A 24,336-nucleotide genomic window follows, 5' to 3' on the forward strand; every position below is an offset into this window, starting at 1 on the left:
CATCGGCATGCGCACCCCCGCCGAGCACGAAGCCGCCTGGGCCCCCGACACCCACCGCCAGGAACAACTACAACCAGCCACCACCACATCCAGCTAAACCAGCCTCCACAAAACCCGGGGCTTGACACCCAGGACCGCGTTGATGACGGAGGCGATGCCACCGGAGACGAGCATGACGACGGGCCCGAAGACCAGCAGGATGAGGGCGGAGACCACGAAGATCTCGATGAGCGGCCCGAAGATGGGCCGGATGACCGCAGGGAGCACCTTCTTGAGCCAGGGCTCGATCTTGGAGGCGAGCCAGGCCCCCACGATGATGGGGAAGATCGAGTAGGCGTAGGCGTTGTCGGCGGGCAGGGAGACCGGGATACCGAAGAAGTCGGAGTTGAACACGGTGCGTCCCACGGTGATGACGTCGTTGGTGTTCTTGGACATCTCCACCACGGAGGGGTAGCAGAGCACGCCGCCGATGATCGCCACGACGATGGGGTCGGAGCCCAGGCGCTTGGCGGCGGTGAAGCCGACGATGATCGGCAGGAAGAAGAACATCGACGAGCTCATGGCGTCGATGAAGTGGAAGGTGTTGGAGGCCTCGGTGACGACCTTGAACTGGACGAGCAGCGCCAGGAGACCCTTGAGGATCCCGGAGGCGGCCAGCATGCCGACCACGGGGATCATCGAGCCGGTGATGACACCGATGAGGGAGGAGAAGCCGAGCTTGACCCAGCCCCAGAGCGTCGTGGGCCGCTCGACCACCTCGACGTCGGCGGCCTGCTCACCGCCGCCCACGTTGGGCAGCTGGGCGACGACGGCGTCGTAGACGTCGACGACCTCGGGGCCGATGACGACCTGGTACTGGCCGCCGGACTTGACCACGTCGATGACGCCGTCGAGGTCGGCCACGGCCTCGTCGTCGGCCAGGGACTCGTCCTTGAGGTAGAAGCGCACGCGGGTGATGCAGTGCAGGACGGAGCGGACGTTGTCGGGGCCGCCGATGCCGGTGATGATGTCGGCGGCGGTGGCGTCGAAGCCGCTCAGTCCGTCGGTGCGCTCTCCGTCGGCTCCGCTGGAGCCGTCCTCGACGGCGGCCGAGGCACCGGCGGATCCGGCCTGCGAGTCGTCCTCGCCCTTGAGCGTGGCGGTGGCGATGGTGGCGCCCGCGTCCGCATGCCCGGTGGTGACGGTCAGGTCGGCCAGGTGGGTGATCGTGTTGGTCAGGACGACGATGGCGGTGGTGGCCTTGCCCGCGGCGCGCACGGCCTCGAGGTCCATGGTGCCCAGGGAGTCGCCGGCCTTGACGGTGTCGCCGACCTTGACGCTCAGGTCGAAGGGGGCGCCCTCGAGCTCGACGGTGTCGACGCCGAGGTGGAGCAGGACCTCCAGGCCCGACTCGCTCTTGAAGCCGATGGCGTGGCCGGTTCCGGCGACCATGGTGATGGTGGCGTCCACCGGGGAGGCGATCGCGCCGTCGTCGGGCTCGACACCGAGCCCGTCCCCCACGGCCTTGGAGGAGAAGACGGGGTCGGGGACGTCGGCGAGGTCGATGACCGTCCCCGTCACCGGGGAGGCGATGGGGACCTCGGGGCCCTGGTCTGGTTGGGACATGGAGGGTTCCTTTCGGAGCTTGGGTGGGTGCGACGGGTTCTGGGAGGCCTGCTCGGCAGTCCTCCGGGGCGGACAGGGCGGACAGAAGTACGGAGGCGCAGGGGAAGAGCGTGAGTCGGGTCCGGCAGTCAGGGCCGGTTCAGGCGAGCAGGGCGATGGCCTCGTAGGGGCGCAGGCGGATGACACCCGCCTCGAAACGGTCGGCGGCGGCGGGCAGCTCGTCGCGGCTGCGGGCGCGGTCGTTGCCGTCGTAGTTGCCGATGAGGATGCGGGAGCTCTCGAAGCCCTCGGGGACGGCCGCCTCGGTGTCGTGGCCGCGGAAGCTGCACAGGACCAGCAGGCGGCTGTCCTCGTGCTCGCGGGTGTAGGCCAGGACGTCCTCGTGCTCCAGGAGGTAGGGGGCGTAGCTGCCGCGGGAGATGACGGGCAGCTCCTTGCGCAGGGCGATGAGGCGCCGGTAGTAGGGCAGGATCCGCCCCTGGGCCTCCTCGCGCTCGACGTTGACGGCCTGCTGGTTGGTGGGCCGCAGCCAGGGGGTGCCGGTCGTGAACCCGGCGCCGGGGGTCTCGGCGTTCCACTGCATGGGGGTGCGGGCGTTGTCGCGGGCCTTGGAGTGGACGACGGCGAAGGCCTCCTGGGGCTCCATGCCGCCGGCCGTCAGCTCGTGGTAGGCGTTGCGGGCCTCGACGTCGACGTAGTCCTCGATGTCGAGGTAGGCGGGGTCGGTCATGCCGATCTCCTCACCCATGTAGACGTAGGGCGTGCCGCGCAGCAGGTGGATGACGGTGGCGAGCATGGTGGCGGACTCGACGTGGTAGCGCTCGGGGTCGGCGAAGCGGTCGATGGCGCGGGGCTGGTCGTGGTTGTTCCAGAACAGGGCGTTCCAGCCGCCGCCGGCCTGCATGCCGGTGGCCCACTCGTTGAGGATGCGCTTGAGGGCGGCGAAGTCGTAGGGGATGCGGGTCCACTTGGCGCCGTCGGCGTAGTCGACCTTGAGGTGGTGGAAGCTGAAGACCATGCTCAGCTCGTGGTTGGCCGGGTTGGAGTAGCCGACGCAGGCCTCGACGGTGGTCGAGGACATCTCGCCGACCGTCATCGCCTCGGGGTCCTGGCCGAAGCTGGCGGCACTGAGCTCGCGCAGGTAGTCGTGGACGAGGGGGCCGTCGGTGTAGGTGTAGCGGTCGTCGGTGCCGGCGGGCGCGTCCTGAAGCGGCAGGGTCTTGCCGATGACGTTGATGACGTCGAAGCGGAAGTCCTTGACGCCCTTGCCCCGCCAGAAGTTGACGATCCTGGCGGCCTCGGCGCGCACGGCCGGGTTGTGCCAGTTGAGGTCGGCCTGGGTGCGGTCGTACAGGCACAGGTAGTACAGGCCGGTCTCCCCGAAGGGCGCCCAGGCGGGGCCGCCGAACTTGGAGACCCAGTTGGTGGGCAGCGAGCCGTCCTCCTTGGGCGGCAGCAGGTAGTAGTAGTCCTGGTAGACGGGGTCTCCGGCCAGGGCCCGCTGGAACCACTCGTGCTCGGTGGAGGTGTGGTTGAGGACCATGTCCAGCATGACGCCGATGCCGTGCTCGCCCAGGGCGGCGACGAGCTCCTCGAAGTCCTCCATGGTGCCCATGGCCGGGTCGATGGCGCAGTAGTCGGAGATGTCGTAGCCGTTGTCCCGGCCCGGTGAGGGGAAGAAGGGGTTGAACCAGACGTGGTCCACCCCCAGGGAGGCGATGTAGTCGACCTTCTCGATGATGCCGCGCAGGTCGCCCACACCGTCACCGGTGGAGTCGCGGAAGGACTTGGGATAGATCTGGTAGACGACGCTGTCCGTCAATGACATGCGGGGCTCCTGAGGGACGTGGGATGGAGCCGGAGGAATCACCCTCCCGGCGACTTGTGCACACAAGTATACACTTGTGTGCACAAGTCGTCCATTCTTATCCCTGTGTTATCTAACACATGGAAGGCTTGTCGCTGAAAATGAGGCAAAAACCCGTCCGGGAGGCTCGGGCGAAGAGGTTCTGCCCGAGCCTCCCGGACGGGTGAGGACACGGATCGGCGGCGTCGATCGGATCGAGGCCACGGCGTAAGAGCCGGAGGAAAGAGTCGTGGAAAGCCGCGGGCAACAGCCCCGGGGACGGGCCGTCAGGGCCTGCCGAACAGGGATCGCGCCTCAGCGGCCAGGACCACGGAGCCGACGATGAGGATTCCCGAGGCGGTCAGCGGGGTGTCGTAGCCCTCGGACAGGGCCACGGCCCGCTCCACGCCCTCACCGAGCTGCTGGCTCACGACGACGCGGTCGGCGCCGTAGACCTCCTTGGCGATCTCGCCCAGGTCGTCGACGTCCATGGCCCGGGGCGAGTCGATGGGGACGCACACGACGGCGTCGGTCACCGGCTCCAGGCCGGCCAGGATCCCCTCGGCGTCCTTGTCCGCCATGACGCCCAGGACCGCGACGAGGTGCTGGAAGCCGAAGGCCTCCTCGATGGCTCCAGTGAGGGCCTCGACGCCGTGGGGGTTGTGGGCGGCGTCGACCAGGACCGTGGGCGAGGAGCGCAGGACCTCCAGGCGGCCGGGGCTGGTGACGGAGGCGAAGCCGTCCTCGACGACGCGCCCGGGTAGCCGGCGGCCACCGTGGATCGCCTCAGCGGCCGCCAGGGCCAGCAGGGCGTTGCGGGCCTGGTACTCCCCGTGCAGCGGGACGAAGACGTCCTCGTAGACGGCGGCTGCGGTGGCCAGCGTCACCAGCTGGCCACCGACGGCGAGCTGACGGTCGAGGACCTGCAGGACGCCGGCATCCGGCGAGGTGGGGTCCTCCTCCGGGTCGCGCTCGCGGCGCACGACGGCGCGATGCTCGGCGGCCGCCTGCTCGATCTCGGCTGCGGCCTCGGGGACCTGGTGGGCGACGACGACGGTGGAGCCGTCCTTGATGACGCCGGCCTTCTCGTGGGCGATCTCGGTGATCGAGGAGCCGAGCCAGCGCTCGTGGTCGCGTCCGATCGGGGTGATGACGGCGACGTCGGAGCCGATGACGTTCGTGGCGTCCCAGCGCCCGCCCAGGCCGACCTCGATGACGGCCACGTCGACGGGGTAGTCGGCGAAGGCAGCTAGGGCCATGACGGCCAGGACCTCGAAGAAGGACAGGCGCGGCCCGCCGGCGGCCACCGAGCGCTCGTCGACCATGGCGATGTAGGGGGCCACGTCCTCCCAGGCGGCGATGAAGCCCTCCTCGCTGATCGGCTCGCCGTCGAGGCTGATGCGTTCGCGAATGGTGGCCAGGTGGGGGGAGGTGAAGCGGCCGGTGCGCATGCCGCCGGCGGCCAGGAGGCGCTCGGTCATGCGGGCGGTGGAGGTCTTGCCGTTGGTGCCGGTGATGTGGACGGTGCGGTAGGTGCGCTCGGGGTGGCCCAGGATGTCGAGGACGGCCTCGACGCGTTCCAGGGAGGGCTGGACCTGGTGCTCGGGGGCGCGGGAGAGGATCTCGGCCTCGACCTGGCGCATGCGGGCGGAGACCTCGACGGCGCGGGCGGCCGCCTGAAGGTCGCGCAGGTGCTCGTCCTCGGGGGTGTCGGGGAGCTGGGGCTCCCAGGACTCCCAGTCGTCGGAGTCGTCGGCGTCGACCTCGGCGAGGAGCTCCTCGAGGCGGTCGGTGTCGCCGCCGGGGATCATGTTGGCGGCGACGAGCTCGCGCAGGGCCTCGAGGTCCTCACGGTCCTGGACCTCGGCGTCCGCCTCGCGCTGGGCGCCGGCCTCCTGGAGCTCGGAGACGGAGACGGTCAGGGCGTCGCCGTCGGTGAGGCTGGGGGTGCCCGCGGCCTCCAGGTAGGGCAGGAGCTCGGGGTCGACGCCAGAATCGCCGAAGACGGCGTCGACCACCTCCTCCCCCGTGGCGCCCTCAGGGATGCCGAAGGCGGCTCCGGGATTGGTCGCGTCCTGGTTCTCGGCCGGGTCCTGCCCGGGAAGCCGGTGGCGGCGCTCGTCGTTCATGGGTCCTCCATCTGCGGGCGCCTCACGCGCCCGCTGCCGCGCGCACCCTACCGCAGCTGACTCGCAGCGGCTCGGAGGGCTGCCTGTCCCCCTCCTATGAGGTTTATTCGAATGCGTCAAGATCGAAGGCAATGGAGCCTGGCTTCCAAGCGCGCGAGGCCTAGCCGGACGACACGTGGTGCCGGCAGACCAATTCGCTCGGTCTGCCGGCACCACGTGTACTGGGTACTCAGGCCCGGGTCTGGATCAGGCCTCGGGCTTCGTGTCGACCTTCTCGACCTTGGCGGTGGGCTCCTTGACGCCGGGGGCGGCGATGACGGAGGCGTCCACGCAGCCGACCTCCCGCTTGACCAGGTCCAGGTGGGCACCGGTCCAGGCGCCCTTGTCCTCCGGGACGGTCAGCTCCAGGCGGATGCGATCCCCCACGTGCAGGCCGACGGCCTTGCGCTCATCCTGAACGAGACGCACCAGGTCACGCGCCCAGCCCTCGGCCTCCAGGGCGTCGTCGAGGGCGGTGTCCAGGACCACGAAGGCTCCCGAGGGCAGCATGGTAGCGGCCAGGGAGTCGTCGTCGACCTCGATGCGGGTCGTCAGCGTGAAGGCTCCGTCCTCGGCCTCCAGGACCACCGGGGCGCCGTCGAGCAGGACGTCGTCGAAGCGCACGTCCCCGTCCTCGGTGAGCTCCCACTCCCCCGCCTTGACGGCGGCGAAGAGCCTGGAGGTGAGCTTGCGGACCTCGGGGCTGAAGGCCCGCGGGTTGAGGGTGAGGTCCTGCCTGGCCTCGTAGCCGGCGGACTCGGCGTCCAGCACCCGCACCTCCTTGACGTTGACCTCCTCGGCCACCAGCTCCCTGAAGGGGGCCAGCCCCGCCGGGTCGGCCGTGGCGACGGTCAGGCTGCGCAGCGGCTGGCGCACGCGCAGCTTCTCGGCCTTGCGCAGGCTCAGGGCCGCCGAGACCGCCGCGCGCGCCTCGTCCATGGCGGAGACGAGCTCGGCGTTGGTCACGTGAGCCGGCAGCACCGGCCAGTCCGTCAGGTGCACGGAGCGCCCGCCGGTCAGGCCCCGCCAGATCTCCTCACTCACCAGCGGCGCCAACGGCGCCATGACCTCGGTGAGCACGCGCAGCACCGTGGCCAGGGTGTCGAAGGCGGTCTTGTCGCCGTCGGTGAAGCGCTGGCGCGAGGTGCGCAGGTACCAGTTGGTGAGCACGTCGAGGAAGTCGCGGATCGTGGCGCAGGCCCCGGTGATGTCGTAGCCGTCCATCTGGGCGGCCACCGTCTCAGCCAGGTCCTTGGTTCGGGCCAGGACGTAGCGGTCCATGACGTGCAGGCCGCCACGCTTGGCGAACAGGCTCGCGTCGTCGAGGTCGACGCCGTCGGTGACGTAGCCGCCCCCCTCCACCTGGCCCGCGTAGAGGGCGAAGAAGTACCAGGTGTTCCACAGCGGCAGCACCACCTGGCGCACCGTGTCGCGGATGGCCTTGTCGGTGACCACGAGGTTGCCGCCGCGCATGACCGGCGCGGAGAGCAGGAACCAGCGCATGGCGTCGGCCCCGTCGCGGTCGAAGACCATGGAGACGTCCGGGTAGTTGCGCAGCGACTTGCTCATCTTCGCCCCGTCGTTGCCCAGGAGGATTCCGTGGGAGACGCAGGAGGTGAAGGCGGGCCGATCGAACAGGGCCGTGGCCAGGACGTGGAGGGTGTAGAACCAGCCGCGGGTCTGGCCGATGTACTCCACGATGAAGTCGCCCGGGTAGTGCGACTCGAACCACTCGACGTTCTCGAAGGGGTAGTGCACCTGGGCGAAGGGCATCGACCCCGACTCGAACCAGCAGTCCAGCACGTCGGGGATGCGGCGCATCATGGACCTGCCCGTGGGGTCGTCGGGGTTGGGCCGCACGAGGGTGTCGATGAAGGGCCGGTGCAGGTCCTTGACCTCCACGCCGAAGTCGCGCTCGAGCTCGGCGTAGGAGCCGTAGACGTCGGTGCGCGGGTAGTCGGGGTTGTCGCTGACCCACACCGGGATGGGCGCGCCCCAGAAGCGGTTGCGGGAGATGGACCAGTCGCGGGCGCCCGCCAGCCACTTGCCGAAGATGCCGTCCTTGATGTGACCGGGGTACCAGTCGATGTCCTGGTTGAGCTCGACCATGCGGTCGCGGATCGCCGAGACGCGCACGAACCAGGAGGAGACCGCCTTGTAGATGAGCGGCTTACGGCAGCGCCAGCAGTGCGGGTAGGAGTGCACGTAGGAGGCCTGGCGCACCAGGACGGCGCGCTGGTCCTCGTCGCGGCGGGCCAGCGGGCCGGTGCCGTCGCGCAGGTCGGCGACGATCGGCTTGTTGGCCTCGAAGACCTGCAGCCCGGCGTAGTCGCTTACCTCCTCGGTGAGCACGCCGCCGTCGTCGACGGGCACGACCGTCTCGATGCCGGCCTCGGTGCAGGCGATCATGTCGTCCTCACCGAAGGCCGAGGCCATGTGGACCAGGCCGGTTCCGTCGGAGGTGGTGACGAAGTCGGCGGGGATGATCGTCCAGGCGTTGGGCCCGGGTGCGGCGCCCTCGGCCCGGTGGGCGGCGTCGTCGAAGTAGTCGAAGATCGGGTGGTAGCGCCGCCCCACCAGGTCCGCCCCGGTGCAGGTGGCCACCACCCGCGGGTCCTCGCCCAGCTCGCGGGCGTAGGAGCCCAGCAGGTCCTTCGCGATGACGACGTCCTGGCCGGCGACCGGCGAGTCGAGGTCCTCGTCCACGTGGACGGTCACGTACTCGACGTCGGGCCCCACGGCGATGGCCAGGTTGGAGGGCAGGGTCCAGGGGGTGGTGGTCCAGATGAGGACCAGCTCGGGGCGCTCGGCGCCCTTGCGCAGGGGCTCCTCCAGGCGCAGGCCCACCGTGACCGTGTTGTCCTGGCGGTCCTGGTAGACGTCGTCATCCATCTTGAGCTCGTGGTTGCTCAAGGGGGTGCGGTCGTGCCAGCAGTACGGCAGGACGCGATAGCCCTGGTAGGCCAGGCCCTTGTCCCACAGCTGCTTGAAGGCCCACAGCACCGACTCCATGTAGTCGGGGTCCAGGGTCTTGTAGTCGTTGTCGAAGTCGACCCAGCGCGCCTGGCGGGTGACGTAGTCCTCCCACTCCTTGGTGTAGCGCAGGACGGAGGTGCGGCACTCCTCGTTGAACTTCTCGATGCCTAGGCCCCCGGGGCGGGTGATCTCGGTGACGTCGTCGATGCCGAGCAGGCGCTGGGCCTCGAGCTCGGCGGGCAGGCCGTGGGTGTCCCAGCCGAAGCGGCGCTCGACGCGCTTGCCGCGCTGGGTCTGGTAGCGCCCGACGGCGTCCTTGACGTAGCCGGTCAGCAGATGGCCGTAGTGGGGCAGGCCGTTGGCGAAGGGCGGGCCGTCGTAGAAGACGAACTCGTCGCAGGGCTCGTTGCGGTTGTCGATGGAGGCCTGGAAGGTGCCGTCGGCCTTCCAGTAGGCCAGGACCTCCTCCTCGATGGCGGGGAAGGAGGGCGAGGGGTCGATCTGCTCCCCCGGCCGGTGCAGGGGGTAGAAGGCGGCGCCGGTCGGCTCGCTGCCGCCGGCGGTGGTGCTGTCAGCCATCTTCTCAGCCATCGCGGTGTGCTCTCGTCTCACTCGTTCCTACCGCCTCGGGCGGTTGCCCGGGGCCTGACGAGGACGACGACGACTCCCGACCGGGACTAGTGCCCGGCTGGTGCCGCACCGCGGTACCACCTCGCTTGCCGTGCCGATGCCCTGACGAAGGCGGGTCCGCACGACCGCTTCGTTCTCAGCTGTGACGGGCTGTCCCGTCCGGTTCTACTGGGGGCCGGTGGCGCTGGTGCGCCGGGCCCGGTTCTTCCGGAGGCTCGCCGGTGATGGCCGGGTCGCTGCCTGTGCTCCGGGGAGTGTAGTGGGCGGCGTACCGCCGGGGCCAGTGCGGACCCGGCCTCGATGACGTCATCCTCCCCACACCCGGCGGTGGAATAAGCGCCCGCGCACACCTTGGAGGCTGTGTCCTCGGTCCAGGTCCTCGGTCTAGCCGGCTGCGTTGAGCTCCTCGACGGCCTCCTCGGGGAGGGTGAGGCGGGTGGCCTGGACCGCCTCGGACAGCTGGGCGACGGAGCTGACTCCCACGATCGGGGTGATCGTCGGCTGCTGGGCGTTGAGGAGGGCCAGGACGACCTGGCTCGGTTTCATGGCCAGCCTGTCTGACCACTTGCGCAGCACCGCCAGGCGGTTGTGGGTCCCCGGGTGCTCGTAGGCCTCGGGAAGGGGACGCTCCGGGTGCTCGTAGGCGCCGGTCAGCAGCGGCGTGTAGGCCCACAGCTCCACGTCGCACCGCCCGGCGAGGTCCTTGCTCTCGGCCGTCATCATCCCGTGGGGGTGGTCCTCGCCCTCAACGGGGACGTCGGGCCTGGGGTGAAGGTAGGACTCCCGCAGCTGGAGGGCGCTGAACCGGGCCGAGCCCCGCTGCTGGGCGTTTACGTTGGCTGCGGCGGCGTACCAGGCCGGGTGGTTGGACAGACCGATTCGGGCGGTCAGTCCTTGAGCGACCAGGTCGCCGAAGGTGGCCGCCACGTCCGGAATCGTCTGCGCCCGGTCCTCCATATGAGCCCAGTACATATCGACGCGCTCGGTCTGCAGACGGTGCAGGCTGTCCCTGATGGCGCGGTGGACGGTGTCCTTCCCGAGGCCCTCCACGGCGTCCGGGAAGCTGTGGGGGCGGGTCGGCTCCGCACCGACCTTGGTGCTGATCCTCACCCGGTCGCGCACCCCGCGATCAGTGAGCCACTGGCCGATCACGGTCTCGCTCTGGCCCCCGAGACCGGTCTCGGAGCCCCAGAACGCGTAGCAGTTCGCGGTGTCGATCCACAGGCCGCCGAGATCCAGGTAGGCATCGAGAATCTCCCGGGACCGGGTCTCGGGCAGGCGGGTGCCGAAGTGCATGGTGCCGAGCGCCATGCGAGGGGTGTTCTCGCTCATCGCAGTACTCCGATCGTCTCGACGACCAATAGGAGGCGAGCCGACCATTCAAGGCGGTCACCATGGCCGTGACAGTCCCATCGCGAGTGCAGGGACCGTCGCATTCCAAGGTTCTGGTACAGCAACACGCTACCCGCTCCCTCGCGGTGTCTGAAGACCTGTTGGTCCCTGCTTCCGGGGCGATGCGGGATGCCCGCCCCGGCCTCCTGAGACGACTGATCGGTGTCACTGAGGGAGACTTTTAGCGACAGCAGGGGCGGCTCCACTCCCGAGCGCAGCGCCCTGACCTGCAGGAACGGATTGTCAATCGAGCAGCCGCACAGCAGCTGGGTGTCTAAAAGTCGCCGATCGTGACAGATCCGGTGGTTCAGGCACCAGTCAGTGCGGTGTCGAGACCCAGCGGGCCCCGACACCGCACTGACTGCCATGCCGGGCGTTGTCAGCTCCCCGCGCTCGGGGTGGAGCCCTGTTGGAGGACGCCTGAGGATCCGGAGCCTCCCTGCTGACCGCCCTCGCCCGATCCGGAGCCGCCGGGGGCGTCTCCGTTGGGGGTGGTCCGGCCGGCCCCACCGGAGTCTCCTCCCGGACCGCCCTGCCCGCCGGGGCCACCCTGACCGCCCCCGGGTCCTCCGCCGGGGCCACCACCGGGCCCGCCCTGGCCACCGGGTCCTCCACCGGGCATCTGCCCGCCGGGACCGCCCTGCCCGTTGCCGGACTCCTGCTGAGCACGGCTGCCGCCAGGGCCGTCATGGCCGAGGAGCTCGTTGGTCCCCCAGCCGGCTGCGAAGGAGCCCGCCAGCAGCGCCACCCCAGCAGCGCCCACAATGATGCGACGGCGGTACCAGGGCTTGCGCGCCTTGGAACGCGCCTTCTTGGCCGCTGAGGGCGCCGGTGCGGCAACGCCGATGGTCGCGGCGTTCTGAGCATCCGGGGACACCCATGCTCCCGTCAGCCTCGTGTCGGCAGTGCTGCTGCCGGCAGCAGCTGCTCGAGCCGCACCGGCCGACGCGTCCGCGGCGGCCTCATCGGAACGGTCTGCGGGAAGCTTCCCGGTGTCGCCGGCAGTGGCGCCGGCTTGCGCACGCTCCGTGGCCGAAGCCGTCCCGGGATCCTTGACCGAGTCCTTCGTGACGTCCTTGGCGACGTCCTGCACGGGGTCGTTGACGGCGGCACTCGCAGTGTCCTTGGCGGCGTCGTCGGCGCCGCCCTGGATGGGGAGGCTCTCGGTGGCCGCGTCGCGCCCGGGGGCTGAGGCGTTGTCACCGGCGTTGTCAGCGCCGGAGGAGACGTGCTTGCTCATAGGGGTCCTTTCAGTCTGGTTCCCGGCCCGGCCGGGGCTGGAGCAGACGTTAGGAACCCGCACTGTGCCCGCGGCAGGTCAGACCTGTGGGCAACCTGTGTCCGTCAGTCCGTCGACGGCTCACCGGCGACTCACCCGCCGCCGGCAGGCCGCCTCCTACTGCTCGCCTACTGCTCGCGGGCCACCAGCGTGTTGGAGGCCTGGGCCCGGGGCCGCACCACCATGGAGTCGATGTTGACGTGGGCGGGCAGCTCGAGGGTCCAGACGATGCAGGCGGCGACGTCGTCGGCGCTCAGGGGCTCGGCGACGCCGGCGTAGACCTTCGCGGCGGCCTCGGCGTCCCCGTGGAGGCGGTTGAGGGAGAACTCCTCGGTGGCCACCATGCCAGGCGCGATCTCGATGACGCGCACCGGCTCGCCCACCAGCTCCAGGCGAAGCGTGCCCGCGATGACTCGCTCGGCGTGCTTGGCGGCCACGTACCCGCCCCCGCCGGGGTAGGTGTCATGGGCGGCGGTGGAGGTGAGGAACACCAGATCCCCTCCCCGACGGCGCATACCGGGCAGGAAGGCCTGGGTCACGCGCAGGGCCGCGAGCACGTTGCGCTCGTACATGGTGGCCCACTCCTCGGCCTTGCCCTCGGCGACCGGGTCGACCCCCAGCGCACCTCCGGCGTTGTTGACGACCGCGTCGACCGGGCCGCCGTCGAGCACCTCACGGGCCAGGCGCTCGACGTCGCCCGGCTCCTGGAGGTCGGCGGCCACCCAGGTGCAGCCGGTCTCGGCGGCCAGGGCCTCCAGGCGCTCCACCCGCCTGGCGGTGGCGACGACCTCCCAGCCGTGGGAGCGCAGGAGCCGGACGGTGGCGGCGCCGATACCGGTGGAGGCCCCGGTCACGAGGACGCGGCGAGAGGAAGAAGAGCCGCTGGTGACGTCGTTATGGTTCTCGCTCATTACTCCACGATACGTCCCTGTCACGATCACCTGGCACAATCGCCCCCGATTCGATCGGGTCCGCCCAGGACCGGTCGAGGCCCCGCACAGCCCGGCACCCCGTTCCACTCGGAAGGCACCACATGAACGCCGTCATCCTCGCCGTCCTGGTCATGCTCATCCTGGCGATGCTGCGCGTCCATGTGGTGCTCTCGCTGTTCGTCGGCGCGCTCGTGGGCGGGCTGAGCGCCGGCCTGGGGATCAGTCAGACGATGGTGGCCTTCCAGAACGGCCTGGCCGACGGCGCCAAGATCGCCCTGTCCTACGCGCTGCTGGGGGCCTTCGCCATGGCCGTGGCGCACTCGGGCCTGCCCCAGCTGCTGGCGAACTGGCTCATCGCCAGGATCGAGACCGAGGACGGGTCCACCGCGCAGCGGGCCGTGCGCGTCACCACGATGCTGGTGCTCGGCGGACTGACGGCCATGGCGATCATGAGCCAGAACCTCATCCCGGTCCACATCGCCTTCATCCCGCTGGTGGTCCCGCCGCTGCTCATCGTCATGAGCCGCCTGCAGCTGGACCGCCGCGCGGTGGCCTGCGCCATCACCTTCGGCCTGGTGACCACCTACATGTTCCTGCCGCTGGGCTTCGGGCGGGTCTTCCTCCACGACATCCTCTACGCCAACATCAAGGACGCGGGTCTGGACGTCTCGCATGTCTCGGCCACCCACGCCATGGGGATCCCGGCGCTGGGCATGATCGTGGGCCTGCTCATCGCCGTGTTCGTCACCTACCGCAAGCCCCGCAGCTACCGGATCGACACCGGCAGCGACTCGGGTGAGGAGATCTCCGGCCCGGTCGAGATCGACCATCGCAAGGTGGCGATCGCGCTGGTCGCCGTCGTCGCCTGCTTCGCGGTCCAGACCTTCCTGACCTGGACGGAGTCCGAGGCCGATCCCCTCCTGGTCGGGGCGCTCCTGGGCCTGCTGCTGTTCATGGCCACCCGGGTCGTCACGATCGCCGAGGCCGACGACGTCTTCACCGGCGGGATGCGGATGATGGCGCTCATCGGACTCATCATGATCACGGCGCAGGGCTTCGCCGCGGTGCTCAAGGAGACCAAGCAGATCGAGCCGCTGGTGACGTCGGCGACCTCCCTGTTCGCCGGTTCCAAGCCCGCCGCCGCCTTCGTCATGCTGCTCGTGGGTCTCATCGTGACCATGGGGATCGGCTCGTCCTTCTCCACCCTGCCGATCATCTCGGCGATCTACGTGCCCCTGTGCCTATCCCTGGGATTCTCCCCGGTGGCGACGGTCTCCCTCATCGGGACCGCCGGGGCGCTGGGGGACGCCGGCTCACCGGCGTCGGACTCCACGCTCGGGCCCACGGCCGGTCTCAACGCCGACGGGCAGCACGACCACATGCGCGATTCGGTCATCCCGACCTTCATCCACTTCAACATCCCCCTGCTCATCGCCGGCTGGATCGCCGCCATGGTGCTCTGAGGCCGGCGGGGCACGGCCGCTGAACGGGTGAGCGGGGCGAGCGGGATGAGCCCGGCACGATCCAATCGACTCCTTGGAAGTCACGCCGCCGAGCCCATGCGCGCGGTACCGTGTTGGTCTCACGTCACTGACGATCAGGAGGCCTCATGCGTATCGGGTTCATCGGCGCCGGCAACATGGTCAGCGCGATCGTGCGGGGGGCGGTGGCCGCAGGAACGCCGGCCGGGCACCTCCTGCTCACCGGCAAGCACGGCTCCGCCGAGCGCCTGGCCGGCCAGGTCGGGGCCGTCCACGTGCCCGACGCCGCAGACCTGGTCTCGCGCAGCGACGTCCTCATCCTGGGGCTCAAGCCCTACGTCATCCCCACCGTGCTGACCCGGCTGGGCGGGGCCATCGGCCGCAGCAGGCCCCTGGTGGTCTCCATCGCGGCCGGTCTGACGCTCGAGCGCCTCGAGTCGATGCTGCCCGATGGCACCCGGGTGGTGCGCACCATGCCGAACATGGCGGCGGCCGTGGGCGAGTCGATGACGGCGCTGGCCCCGGGGCGCAACGTGAGCGCCCACGACCTGGAGACCGTGCGCACCCTCATGGAGGCGATCGGGCGCACCGTGATCCTGGAGGAGAAGGACTTCTCCGCCTTCATCGGCCTGGCGGGCTCCTCCCCCGCCCTGGTGTGCGCCTTCGTCGACGCCCTGGCGCGCGCCGGCGTCATGGGCGGCATTCCCAAGGCCCTGGCCGTCCAGATCGTGGCCCAGGCGGTGCTGGGGACCGCCCGCACCGTGCAGACCGAGGCCCAGCGCACCGCCGAGGGCGGGCACGGCCGCACCCCGGCCGATCTCATCGACGCGGTCTGCTCCCCCGGCGGCACCTCGGTGGCCGGCATGGTGGCCCTGGAACGGGCCGGTTTCTCCGATGCCGTCGTGCGCGCCTTCGAGGCCATCGTCGAGCGCGACAAGGAGCTGGGCGCTTGACCGCGGGCGAGTGGGCCCGGCCCCTCGCGCCCGCTCACCCGTTCACCGGCGGAGACATTCCACCCCGGTGGGGACATCTGACGCGTTCGGGTGCAGATTTTCTGTCCCCGAACGCGTCAGATGTCCCCGCCGAGGGCGCGCACGCACCCGCGCGTGCGGAGTGTCCCCGGCAGCGTTTTTCCGCGTCTCCGCACGGGAAATGCCCGCCTCGACGACGACGTCGTGACCGGAAGCACATATCGTTCTTGCTTGCTGTCAGATAAATGCATGGTTAATGTTTCGGCCATGACCTTCTCCCACGCAGTCCTCTTCAGCGGTGTGTATCCCGCTGACATCCTGCGTGCCCATGCGGTCATGTGTTGTCAGGCCTGAACCGCGCCTGACGCACCCGAGGGGAACCACCCCGCTGTACGAGGTATCCGGCGCGATGAAGCGTCCGGAAGGCCCCGTCAGGACGGCTGTGGCTGACCGAACGGCCTGAAAGGCCCGTGCTCAGCGCACCCGGACGCTCCTGCGCCAATGACACGCCACTGACACGACTAACCCGTCTGTGGCCCCATCACCGTCATGGAGGAGCAATGACCACCACCGCACCCACCGTCACGCCGCCGGCTCGTACCGTGCGCCCGCCGCGCAAGGCCCGCCCCAACGGCCAGTGGGCCCTCGACGGCCGCAAGCCGCTCAACGACAACGAGGCCTTCAAGCAGGCCGGGGCTCCTCTGGAGGTGCGCGAGAGGATCCTGAGCACCTACGCGCCCGGCGGTTTCGAGACCATCGCACCCGATGACCTTAACGGGCGTTTCCGCTGGTGGGGCCTGTACACCCAGCGCAAGCAGGGGATCGACGGCGGCCGCACCGCCCAGCTGGACGCCTCCGAGCTCTCCGACCGCTACTTCCTGCAGCGGGTGCGCCTGGACGGCGGCAGCCTCAGCCGCGACCAGCTGCGTGCACTCGGCTCGGTCTCCAACGACTTCGCCCGCGGCACGGCCGACATCACCGACCGTCAGAACATCCAGCTCCACTGGGTGGAGATCGGCTCCGTCCCCGAGCTGTGGCGGCGTCTGGAGTCGGTGGGGCTGACGACGATCGAGGGCTGCGGGGACACCCCCAGGGGATTCCTGGTCTCCCCGGTGGCGGGCATCGCCAGGGACGAGGTCATCGACCCCACCCCGCTGGCCGAGGCCATCAAGTCGACCTACCTGGGCGATCCCGAGCTGGCCAACCTGCCCCGCAAGTTCAAGACCGCCATCACCGGCTCGCCCAGCCTCGACATCCTCCACGAGATCAATGACATCTCCTTCGTCGGCGTCGAGCACCCCGAGCTCGGGCCCGGGTACGACCTGTGGGTGGCCGGGGCCCTGTCGACGGCCCCGCGCCTGGGTCAGCGCCTGGGAGCCTTCGTGCCCCCCGAGGACGCCCTGGAGGTCTGGTACGGCGTCATCCGCATCTTCCGCGACTACGGCTACCGCCGCCTGCGCAACAAGGCGCGGCTGAAGTTCCTCATGGCCGAGTGGGGGCCGGAGCGCTTCCGGCGGGTTCTTGAGGACGAGTACCTGGGACGCGCCCTGCCCGACGGTCCCCCTCCCCGGGAGCCCAACGGGGACTCCGACCACATCGGCGTCCATGAGCAGAAGGACGGCCGCTTCTGGGTGGGGGCCAAGCCTCCGGTCGGCCGACTGAGCGGGGACGTCCTGCTGGGCCTGGCCGACCTGGCTGAGACGGTCGGCTCGGACCGGGTGCGCACCACCCCGCTGCAGAACCTGCTGCTCCTGGACGTTCCCTCCGACAGGGTGGACGACGCCGTCGCCGGGCTGCGCGCTCTGGGGCTCGATCCCGATCCGGGAGGCTTCAGCCGTTCCACCCTGGCCTGCACCGGCCTGGAGTTCTGCAAGTTCGCGATCGTGGAGACCAAGAGGCTGGCGGCGCGGGTCTCGGCCGAGCTCGACGAGCGCCTGGCCGACACCGACCTCGATCGGCGCATCACCCTGACCATCAACGGCTGCCCGAACTCCTGCGCCCGTATCCAGATCGCCGACATCGGGCTCAAGGGCCAGATCATCACGGTCGACGGAGAGCAGATGCCCGGCTTCCAGGTGCATCTGGGAGGGGGCCTGGCCACCGCCGGGCGCGCCGAGGCGGGCCTGGGCCGCACGGTTCGGGGCCTCAAGGTACCCGCGGCGGGCCTGACCGACTACGTCGAGCGCCTCGTGCGCCGCTACCTGGACCAGCGCCTCCCCGAGGAGACCTTCGCCCAATGGGCGCACCGAGCCGAGGAGGAGGACCTCACATGAGCCCGTCGGCAACCATCACGGCAACAGCAACCGCCACAACAACTGCCGGGGCGGTCGTCGCGTCATCCGGCACGTCCGCCCGGCTGCGCCCCAAGGAGGAGCTGCGGGAGCTGGCCGAGGCCGGGGCCCGCGAGCTCGGGGAGGAGGCCGCGGCCCTCGACGTCGTCCAGTGGGCGGCCCAGAACTTCCCCGGCACGCTCGCCGTGGCCTGCTCCATGGCCGACGCCGTCCTGCCCCACGTGGTCTCCCGGGTCCTGCCCGGGGTGGACGTCCTGTTCCTGGACACCGGCTACCACTTCGCCGAGACGGTCGGCACCCGTGACGCCGTGGCCGCCACCATGGACGTCACCGTCGTCGACGTCGTCCCGGAGCTCACCGTGGCCGAGCAGGACGAGCGCTACGGGCCGGACCTGTGGTCGCGAGACCCGGCCGCCTGCTGCCGCCTGCGCAAGGTCGAGCCGCTGGCCCGGGCCCTGGGCGGCTATGAGGCCTGGGCCACTGGGGTGCGCCGTGAGGACGCCCCCACCCGCACCCGCACCCCGCTGGTGGGCTGGGACGCCACCCACGAGATCGTCAAGATCAACCCCCTGGCCGCCTGGAGCCTGGAGGACCTGACCGGCTACGCCGACCAGCACGGGGTCCTCATCAATCCCCTCCTCTACGACGGCTACCCCTCGATCGGCTGCGCCCCGTGCACGGCACGCGTCAAGCCCGGAGACGACCCCCGTTCCGGCCGCTGGGCCGGATTCACCAAGACAGAATGCGGAATCCACCTATGAGCATCACCCTGACCCCCACCGCACCAGCGCCTTCCTCCACCCCTGCGGGTCTGCAGGCGCCGAGCCCCCACCCCGTCGACCCCGCCGATCCCGCCAAGGCCCGAGCGCTCACCGGGGCCCTGGACATCCTCGACGTCCTGGAGGCCGAGGCCATCCTCGTCATCCGGGAGATCGCCGCCGAGTGCCGTCGCCCCGTCCTGCTGTTCTCCGGGGGCAAGGACTCCGTGGTCATGCTGCACCTGGCGCGCAAGGCCTTCTGGCCGGCCCCCATCCCCTTCCCCGTCCTGCACGTGGACACCGGCCACAACTTCCCCGAGGTGCTGGCCTACCGGGACCAGACGGTCGAGGAGCTCGGGTTGCGGCTGATGGTGGCCCGCGTCCAGGACTACATCGACGACGGCCGCCTGCGGGAGCGCACCGACGGCACCCGCAACCCGCTCCAGACGATCCCCCTGCTCGATGCCATCGAGGAGGGCGGCTTCGACGGCGTCTTCGGCGGCGGACGCCGGGACGAGGAGAAGGCCCGGGCCAAGGAGCGCATCGTCTCCCTGCGCGACGAGTTCGGCCAGTGGGACCCGCGCAACCAGCGTCCCGAGCTGTGGAACCTCCTCAACCCCCGACACCGCCCCGGCGAGCACGTGCGGGTCTTCCCCCTGAGCAACTGGACCGAGCTGGACGTGTGGCGCTACATCGAGCGCGAGGACATCGCGCTGCCGGACCTCTACTACGCCCACGAGCGCGAGGTCTTCCTGCGAGACGGCATGTGGCTGGCCGCCGGCGGGGTCAACCGGGTCCGCGACGGCGAGCAGGTCGTCACCCGCACCGTGCGCTACCGCACCGTGGGCGACATGTCCTGCACGGGCGCCGTCGAGTCCCGGGCCGCCACCAACCACGACATCGTCCTGGAGGTCGCCGCCTCCACCCTGACCGAGCGGGGAGCCACCCGCGCCGATGACCGCCTGAGCGAGGCGGCCATGGAGGACCGCAAGAAGGAGGGCTACTTCTGATGAGCACCCCCACCCTTACTGCCGGGCTCGCTGCCGACGTCACTCCCACTGTGAACGAGGCCGCGGCGCGCACCGCCGCCACCGGCTCGCTGCTGCGCCTGGCCACGGCCGGCAGCGTCGACGACGGCAAGTCCACGCTCGTGGGCCGTCTCCTGTTCGACTCCAAGTCCGTCCTGCGCGATCAGCTGGCCGCCGTCGAGCGGGTGAGCCTGGATCGGGGACTGACCGGCGCGGACCTCGCGCTGCTGACCGACGGGCTGCGGGCCGAGCGGGAGCAGGGCATCACGATCGACGTCGCCTACCGCTACTTCGCCACCCCGAGGCGCTCCTTCATCCTGGCCGACTGCCCCGGGCACGTGCAGTACACCCGCAACACGGTCACCGGCTGTTCCACGGCCGACGTCGTCGTGCTGCTGGTGGACGCCCGCAACGGGGTCCTGGAGCAGACGCGCCGCCACCTGGCGGTCGCGGCCCTCCTGCGGGTTCCGCACGTCGTCGTCGCGGTCAACAAGATCGACCTGGTGGACTTCTCCGCCGAGGTGTACACGGCCGTCGAGGCCGATATCCGCGAGGTGGCCGCGGAGCTGGGGGTCGCGGCGGTCCACGTTCTGCCGACCTCCGCGCTCCTGGGCGACAACATCGTCGAGGCCTCGAGTGCCACGCCCTTCTATAAGGGCCCGACCCTGCTGGGGCTGCTGGAGTCCCTGCCCACCGCCCGTAACGCGGGTTCCTTCCGTCTGCCGGTCCAGCTGGTCATCCGTCCTCAGACAGCCGCCCCGAGGCCCGAGCTGCGCGACTACCGCGGCTACGCCGGGCAGATCACCTCGGGCCGGGTGCGCGTCGGCGACCCCGTGGTGGTCCTGCCCTCGGGCAGGGGCTCGCACGTGGCCGGCATCGACCTGGGCGAGCAGAGCCTGGATGAGGCGGTCGAGGGCCAGTCGGTCACGATCCGCCTGACCGACGACGTCGACGTCGCCCGAGGCGACACCCTCGCGGCCGCCGCTGATGCGCCTCGGGTGCTGACCGACGTGGAGGCCCGCGTGTCCTGGCTGAGCGAGGAGCCCCTGCGTCCCCGGGTGCGCGTGCTGCTCAAGCACGGCTCCCAGACGGTCCGGGCGGTCGTGCGCACCATCAAGGGCAGGCTCGATCTGGAGGACCTGACCACGGTTGCGGCGGACAGCCTTGAGCTCAACGACATCGGCCTGGTGCAGCTGCGCCTGGCCTCCCCGGTACCGCTGGCCGACTACTCGGTCTCCCGGTCCGACGGCGCCTTCCTCCTCATCGACGCCCACGAGGGCGGTACGCTCGGGGCCGGGATGGTGCGGCTGGCGCGCTCGGGTGGAGACGAACCGACTGAACCGGTCTCCTCCGGCAGGGGCTGAGCGACGCATGACCCACGAGCTCTCCCCCAGTCTCTCCCCCGACGTGCCCACGGCCTCGGTATCGCCGGCATCTCCAGCATCGCAGTCTCCGTCGTCGCCCTGCGCGCCGGGCTCCGGCGTCGCTCAGGCCGCCGGTTCCCCTCACGGCTGGGTGGCGCTGGTGGGCGGCGGCCCGGGCAGCAGCGGCCTCATCACCGCCCGCGGTCTGGAGCTGCTGGGCCGGGCCGACTCCGTCGTCGTCGATGCCCTGGCGCCCCGCGATCTGCTGGAGGACCTGCGCCCCGGCACCGAGGTCATTGACGCCTCCAAGCGGCGCGGCCGGCACGTCCTGAGCCAGGAGGAGATCGACGCGATCCTGATCGACCTGGCCCGCCGGGGCAAGGGAGTGGTCCGCCTCAAGGGCGGCGACCCCTACGTGCTGGGACGCGGCGGGGAGGAGGCGGCCGCCTGCCGTGAGGCCGGTATCGCCGTCGAGGTGGTTCCCGGGATCACCAGCGCCATCGCCGTGCCCGCGGCGGCGGGGATCCCCGTCACCCACCGGGGACTGTCGCGCGGTTTCTCGGTCATCACGGCCCACGCGGACCTCGGGGTCCTCCCCCAGCGCCGCGATCACACCCTCATCCTGCTCATGGGGGTCTCCCGGCTGCGGGACTCGGTCGCCTCCCTGCTGGCGGCCGGCAGCGATGCGGCGACTCCCGCGGCGATCATCGAGAGCGGCTACCACCCCGACCAGCGCGTGACCACCACCGAGCTGCGATGTCTGGCCGACGTCGCCGCCCGGTACGGCGTGACCGCCCCCGCGGTCATCGTCATCGGCGACGTCGTCACCCTGAGCCCGTACTGGGCCGACCGAGTCGTCGAGGAGGCCAGGCCGGCGAGCCCCGCCGCCTAGCCCGCATCGGCGCACGAAGACCGAACGTCCTGGAGTCATTGATGCGCAAACTTGTTCTTCTCGCCCTCGTCGGCCTGGCCGCTCAGCTGGTGGACGGCTCCCTGGGGATGGGCTACGGCATGACCTCGTCCTCCCTCCTGCTCCTGGCCGGGCTGAGCCCGGCGCTGGCCTCGGCCTCGGTACACCTGGCCGAGATCGGTACAACGCTGGCCTCAGGGGCCTCCCACTGGCGGCTGGGCAACACCGATCCTCGGCTGGTGGCCCGGTTGGGACTGCCCGGAGCGGTCGGGGCCTTCGGCGGGGCCACGATCCTGTCGCACCTGTCCACCCGGGCGGCGACCCCGGTGACGGCCGCCCTGCTGATCCTGCTGGGGGCCTACGTCCTGGGTCGTTTCGCCCTGAGTCCGCCTCAGGGATCGGATCGGCGGTGCCCGCACGGCAGGCGGTTCCTGGTTCCCCTGGGCCTGGTGGGCGGTTTCGTGGACGCCACCGGAGGCGGCGGCTGGGGACCGGTGACCACGACGACGCTGCTGTCCCACGGTCGCACCGCGCCGCGCACGGTGGTCGGCTCGGTGGGCGCCTCGGAGTTCCTGGTGACCGTGGCGGCCTCGGCCGGCTTCCTCACCGGCCTGGGAACAGCGGGCATCAGCCTCGGGATCGTCCTGGCTCTCCTGGCCGGAGGTCTGGTGGCGGCACCGGTCGCGGCCTGGCTCGTCTCCCGTCTGCCCGGATCGGTGCTGGGCACGGCCGTCGGCGGGCTGATCCTGGCCACGAACCTGCGCGTCCTGCTGTCGTGGGCCGGGGCCTCGGCCCGCACCGGGGTCCTGTTCTATGGGGCGCTCATCGTCCTGTGGGCGGTACTTCTGCACCTGTCGGTCCGCAAGGCGAGGGCCGCCGCCCGTCAGGCCCTGGCGGAGAGCGGCCGGGTGCTGGAGGAGGTCAGGACCAGACAGTCGCGTGAGAGCGCATCGGCCTCCTCAGATGGGCCAATCACGGCTCCCGCAGGATCGGCATCGGTCGATCTGGGACGCCCCCGCAGGCCCGCCGAGCTGGTGGTGGAGCCGGTATGAGCCCGCGTCCTCTGGTACTGCTCGCCCACGGCTCGCGCCGGCCCGGGCCGTCCTCGGTCATGTCGCGCACCGCGCAGCGCATCCGCACGATCCTGCCTGACGTGGAGGTGCGCACCGGATACGTCGAGCTCCAGCCCCCGGATCCGGCCACGGCACTGGCGGGGCTGGTGGATCCGGTGGTGCTGCCCTTCTTCCTGGCCCGCGGCTACCACGTCCTCAACGATGTTCCGGCGGCAGTGCAGCGGCACGGCTCGGGAACGGTCACCGGTCACCTGGGGGCCGAGGAGCGTCTGGTGGAGGCGGTGGCCCAGCGTCTCCACGAGGCGGCCGCGCCTCTGGGCGGGTCGGCGGGCCTCGACCACATCGTCCTGGGGGCTGCGGGGTCGCGCCAGGCAGCGGCGCTTGAGGAGGTCGAGGCCGTCAGCCACATGCTGGAGGGGCGTCTGGGCCGCAGGGTGACGCCCGCCTACCTCTCGGCGGCGCGCCCCACCGTGCGTGACGCGGTGAGTACGGCACGGGCCCGGGGAGCCCGCCGGGTGGGGGTGGCCACCTACCTGCTGGCGGAGGGACGCTTTCACCGGGCCCTGCACTCCACGGGCGCCGACGTCGTCGCCGCTCCCATCGGCGACCATCCCGCGGTCGCAGAGCTGGTGGCCCACCGCTACCGGGAGCTGGTCGCCTGACCGCGACGCACGCGCCGCCCCCTCACCGACGTGCTCGTCAGCCCCTCATGCCCGCTCGCTCATTCACCGGCGGGGCATCTGACGCGTTCGGGCGCGGCGGGTCAGTCGGTGCCGTTGCCGAGGAGACGCTCAGACAGGCGCTGAATGATGGGCTCGATCTCCTCCGAGGAGGTGGCCGCTGCACTCACACGACCGAAGATGCTCACGGCGAGGAGTCCGAACGCGGTTTCCTCGTCCTGCCGGCTCGGCTCGCCGCGCCCGCGGGAACGGGCCACCTGAACGGAGGTCTCCTTCAGCCAGCGTCGCCAGGCGCCGGTCAGCCTGTCCCTGGAGTCCTCATGGCGTATCGCGTAGAGCCAGGTCTCCAGGTGCAGGACGACGTCCTCGATGGGGAGCTCCTGGAGCTGCTCGCCCCACTGGTCGGGGCTCACCTCCTGACCCATCTGGCTCGCGCCATCGTCGTCACAGGTGACGACCTCCAGGAACAGGGCCTCCTTGGAGGAGAAGGAGGAGTAGAAGGCGCCCTTGGTGAACCCCGCGGCTGAGGCGATATCACTGACCGAGGCACCCTCATAGCCCTTGGCCGCGAAGACCTCCCTGGCCGCGGCGAGGATCCGCGCCCTGGTCTCCTCGCTCCGACGTCGTCCACCTCTCCGCCCGGAGGCAGCGCCACTGACCGCTGTGGACGCGGTGGCCAGCTTTTGAGAGGCACGTTCCAGTGAGGCCGATACCGCATTCTCGCTGGTGCGCAGTGCCCCCTGACCTGCTGCTTCCACCACGCGGGAGAAGGCGCTGATCGCCTCGTTAAGAGCGCGGGTCGCCTCCCTGATGTCGTCGGAGGCAGAGGCCCCGGAGTCCCCGGAGTCCCCGGAGTCACTGTCACTGCCCTGTCCGTGGGCGGAGCTCCTGGTGGTCATGTCCCCACTGTAGATGAGGCCCTTCAGAAAGCGGCTCTCAGCGGCTCCTTCTC

General features: G+C 70.6%; 16 protein-coding genes and 1 pseudogene. 9 read left to right on the forward strand and 8 right to left on the reverse strand.

The window, feature by feature from the left end:
- Positions 1-129 precede the first annotated feature (129 nt).
- The 7 genes and pseudogenes from HCR68_RS12520 to HCR68_RS12550 all read right to left on the reverse strand — a co-directional run.
- Positions 130-1,605: pseudogene (locus HCR68_RS12520) on the reverse strand (glucose PTS transporter subunit IIA); the annotation flags it as partial.
- Positions 1,606-1,744: 139 nt separating this feature from the next.
- Positions 1,745-3,433: an alpha,alpha-phosphotrehalase gene (locus HCR68_RS12525; RefSeq protein ID WP_167149975.1), complete on the reverse strand. Its 1,689-nt coding sequence runs from the start codon at positions 3,431-3,433 to the stop codon at positions 1,745-1,747.
- 305 nt (positions 3,434-3,738) lie between these two features.
- Complete coding sequence (locus HCR68_RS12530) at positions 3,739-5,580, reverse strand: folylpolyglutamate synthase/dihydrofolate synthase family protein (protein WP_167149977.1); 1,842 nt, start codon at positions 5,578-5,580, stop codon at positions 3,739-3,741.
- Between the two features lie 246 nt (positions 5,581-5,826).
- A complete protein-coding gene (ileS, locus tag HCR68_RS12535) occupies positions 5,827-9,186 on the reverse strand; it encodes an isoleucine--tRNA ligase (protein ID WP_167149979.1) in 3,360 nt (1,119 codons plus the stop codon).
- A gap of 423 nt (positions 9,187-9,609) precedes the next feature.
- Positions 9,610-10,557 (reverse strand): aldo/keto reductase, encoded by a 948-nt coding sequence (locus tag HCR68_RS12540; protein ID WP_167149981.1) that lies wholly within the window; start codon positions 10,555-10,557, stop codon positions 9,610-9,612.
- 439 nt (positions 10,558-10,996) lie between these two features.
- A complete protein-coding gene (locus tag HCR68_RS12545; RefSeq protein ID WP_167149983.1) occupies positions 10,997-11,857 on the reverse strand; it encodes a hypothetical protein in 861 nt (286 codons plus the stop codon).
- Between the two features lie 167 nt (positions 11,858-12,024).
- Positions 12,025-12,807, reverse strand: a complete 783-nt coding sequence (locus tag HCR68_RS12550) for an SDR family NAD(P)-dependent oxidoreductase (RefSeq protein WP_167149985.1) — start codon at positions 12,805-12,807, stop codon at positions 12,025-12,027.
- A 122-nt stretch (positions 12,808-12,929) separates the two neighbouring features.
- On the opposite strand from HCR68_RS12550, the gene HCR68_RS12555 reads away from it, so the two are divergent.
- From HCR68_RS12555 to HCR68_RS12595, 9 genes are all read left to right on the forward strand, one after another.
- Entirely contained in the window at positions 12,930-14,291 is a 1,362-nt protein-coding gene (locus tag HCR68_RS12555) for a Na+/H+ antiporter NhaC family protein (protein ID WP_167149987.1), read from the forward strand.
- 146 nt (positions 14,292-14,437) lie between these two features.
- Positions 14,438-15,262 (forward strand): pyrroline-5-carboxylate reductase, encoded by an 825-nt coding sequence (gene proC, locus HCR68_RS12560; protein ID WP_167149989.1) that lies wholly within the window; start codon positions 14,438-14,440, stop codon positions 15,260-15,262.
- A 578-nt stretch (positions 15,263-15,840) separates the two neighbouring features.
- Positions 15,841-17,553, forward strand: a complete 1,713-nt coding sequence (locus HCR68_RS12565) for a nitrite/sulfite reductase (protein ID WP_167149991.1) — start codon at positions 15,841-15,843, stop codon at positions 17,551-17,553.
- Entirely contained in the window at positions 17,550-18,332 is a 783-nt protein-coding gene (locus HCR68_RS12570) for a phosphoadenylyl-sulfate reductase (protein ID WP_243859107.1), read from the forward strand. The genes HCR68_RS12565 and HCR68_RS12570 overlap by 4 nt, the downstream gene beginning before the upstream one ends.
- The gene (gene cysD, locus HCR68_RS12575; RefSeq protein WP_243859109.1) at positions 18,329-19,339 is read left to right on the forward strand and encodes a sulfate adenylyltransferase subunit CysD; all 1,011 of its coding nucleotides are present in this window, start codon (positions 18,329-18,331) and stop codon (positions 19,337-19,339) included. Before HCR68_RS12570 ends, cysD begins: the two co-directional genes overlap by 4 nt.
- Positions 19,339-20,721, forward strand: a complete 1,383-nt coding sequence (locus HCR68_RS12580; RefSeq protein ID WP_167149995.1) for a GTP-binding protein — start codon at positions 19,339-19,341, stop codon at positions 20,719-20,721. The genes cysD and HCR68_RS12580 overlap by 1 nt, the downstream gene beginning before the upstream one ends.
- 7 nt (positions 20,722-20,728) lie before the next feature.
- Entirely contained in the window at positions 20,729-21,613 is an 885-nt protein-coding gene (gene cobA, locus HCR68_RS12585) for a uroporphyrinogen-III C-methyltransferase (protein WP_243859110.1), read from the forward strand.
- A gap of 41 nt (positions 21,614-21,654) precedes the next feature.
- Positions 21,655-22,683, forward strand: a complete 1,029-nt coding sequence (locus HCR68_RS12590; RefSeq protein ID WP_167149997.1) for a sulfite exporter TauE/SafE family protein — start codon at positions 21,655-21,657, stop codon at positions 22,681-22,683.
- Entirely contained in the window at positions 22,680-23,366 is a 687-nt protein-coding gene (locus HCR68_RS12595; RefSeq protein ID WP_167149999.1) for a sirohydrochlorin chelatase, read from the forward strand. The genes HCR68_RS12590 and HCR68_RS12595 overlap by 4 nt, the downstream gene beginning before the upstream one ends.
- Before the next feature lie 101 nt (positions 23,367-23,467).
- Here the strand turns inward: HCR68_RS12595 and HCR68_RS12600 are convergent, their stop codons facing one another.
- Positions 23,468-24,283 carry a TetR/AcrR family transcriptional regulator gene (locus HCR68_RS12600; protein ID WP_208320607.1) on the reverse strand — a complete coding sequence of 272 codons (816 nt, stop codon included), beginning with the start codon at positions 24,281-24,283 and terminating at the stop codon, positions 23,468-23,470.
- Positions 24,284-24,336: the final 53 nt, after the last annotated feature.

The organism is Actinomyces sp. ZJ308 (assembly GCF_011752065.1).
Taxonomy (GTDB): Bacteria; Actinomycetota; Actinomycetes; order Actinomycetales; family Actinomycetaceae; genus Actinomyces.